The organism is Burkholderia sp. Tr-20355, from assembly GCF_017104685.1.
In the GTDB taxonomy this organism is placed as follows: domain Bacteria; phylum Pseudomonadota; class Gammaproteobacteria; order Burkholderiales; family Burkholderiaceae; genus Burkholderia; species Burkholderia seminalis.
Map to the genome: position 1 here is coordinate 1 of NZ_JAAGPK010000369.1, position 1,671 is coordinate 1,671.

Genomic DNA, 1,671 nt, shown 5'->3' on the forward strand with positions numbered 1-1,671 from the left:
CGCCGGCGGCGGCGAGGCCCGCCCGCCGAGCTGCGCGACGAGCGCGCGGCCCGCATCGGGCGGCATGCCGGCGAGTGCCCGGTCGAGCAACTGCACGTAGTCGGAAAAGATGATCGACGCGCGCTCGATACGCGGACGCTGCACGTAGTGCAGCAGCACGCCGAGCGAACAGACGAGCGACAGCGCGACGAGCGCGACCAGCAGCGCGATGTTGCGCGCGAGCAGCGAGCGCGGCAGCGGGATGCGCATCACGATTCGACGCCGGCCACCAGCATGTAGCCGATGCCCCAGACCGTCTTGATGAAGCGCGGCTTGCCGGGATCGTCCTCGACGATCTGGCGCAGCCGCAGGATCTGCACGTCGACGCTGCGGTCGAGTGCGGCGTGGTCGCGGCCGCGCGCGCGGGCGAGCAGGTTTTCGCGGCTCACCGCGCGGTTCGGCGACGAACCGAGCGCATGCAACAGCAGCATCTGCGCCGAATGGATCTCGACGGGCACGCCGTCGCGCATCAGGGTTTGCTGGCCGACGTCGAACGTGAACGCGCCGAAACGCAAGCGCTGCGACGTGACCGTCGGTTCGCCGGCCGCCATTCTCTGCCGTCGCAACAGCGCACGGATGCGGGCCACGAGTTCGTCGGGGAGAAACGGCTTGGCCAGGTAATCGTCGGCACCCGTCTCCAGGCCGACGACCTTGTCCGCGGCGTCGCCTTTCGCGGTGAGCATCAGGATCGGCAGCGTCTGGCCTTCGGCGCGCAGGCGCCGGCACACGCTCAGGCCGTCCTCGGGTTCCATCATCAGGTCGAGCACGAGCAGGTCGTACGGTTCGCGCTGCAGCAGGCGGTCGAGCCGCTTGCCGTCGGCCACCGCGCGCACCTGGAAGCCGTGGCCGGTCAGGAAGCGTTGCAGCATGTTGCGCAACTCGGCTTCGTCGTCGAGCACGACGATCCTGCAAGGCTGTTCCATTGGCTGCCTCCCGGTGCGTACTGCGGGGCCGGACGCGCGCCGCGATCAGCGGGCCGCCATGCGCTGGCGCATGAAGCCGGCGAGCTGCGCGAGCGTGACGTAGCCGTTGTGCTGCACGTCGATCTCGTCGAAATGCTGCGCGACCATCGGCATGCCCGCGGCGGCCTGCTCGCGGGTGAGCTTGCCGTCGTGCGTCGTGTTCGCGCTGGCGAAACGGGTCTGCAACTGCATCAGCGCATGTTCGGCGCGCAGGCCGCCAGCCGCCGCATCCGGCGGCACCTGCTGGGCCGACGCTGCTGCAGAAACGATACACAAAACGACGGCGGCAATCATCTTCTTGATGGACTTCATGGGGTTTCTCCTTGCGTGGCCGACGGGTCTGCGCCGGCCGGGTGGTTGATGAAACGGAATCGGGTGGAATGCGAAACGGGCTTCGGCGGAATTACGCCCAGTGCGCGGGGACCCAGACGCGGCCGGCCCAGTGCGCGGGCACCCAGATGACGGCGCGCGGCGGGTGAGCGACATAGACGGCGCGCGGGGCGGCGTACACGGCCCGGGGCAGCGGCGGCGCGAGGTACAGGACCTTCGGCGGCGGCGGTGCGACGTAGACGACGCGTGGCGCGGCGGCGACCACGACGGCCTTCGGCGGCGCGACATGCACGACCTTCGGTGGGGGCGGCGGCGTGACGATGACGGCAGCCGGTGCGGG

2 protein-coding genes and 2 pseudogenes are annotated in these 1,671 nt (G+C 70.2%); all 4 read right to left on the reverse strand.

What is annotated here, in order from left to right; genetic code table 11:
- Positions 1–249: pseudogene (locus G3N62_RS35410) on the reverse strand (two-component sensor histidine kinase); the annotation flags it as partial.
- Complete coding sequence (locus tag G3N62_RS35415; RefSeq protein WP_034189445.1) at positions 249–962, reverse strand: response regulator; 714 nt, start codon at positions 960–962, stop codon at positions 249–251. The pseudogene G3N62_RS35410 and the gene G3N62_RS35415, both read right to left, overlap by 1 nt.
- A gap of 45 nt (positions 963–1,007) precedes the next feature.
- Positions 1,008–1,304 carry an EF-hand domain-containing protein gene (locus G3N62_RS35420; protein WP_124670337.1) on the reverse strand — a complete coding sequence of 99 codons (297 nt, stop codon included), beginning with the start codon at positions 1,302–1,304 and terminating at the stop codon, positions 1,008–1,010.
- Positions 1,305–1,404: 100 nt separating this feature from the next.
- Positions 1,405–1,671: pseudogene (locus G3N62_RS35425) on the reverse strand (hypothetical protein); the annotation flags it as partial.

What these genes read in the sequence shown, in the direction of transcription:
- G3N62_RS35415 (WP_034189445.1), bottom strand. Translation starts at nt 962, where the DNA reads ATGGAACAGCCTTGCAGGATCGTCGTGCTCGACGACGAAGCCGAGTTG.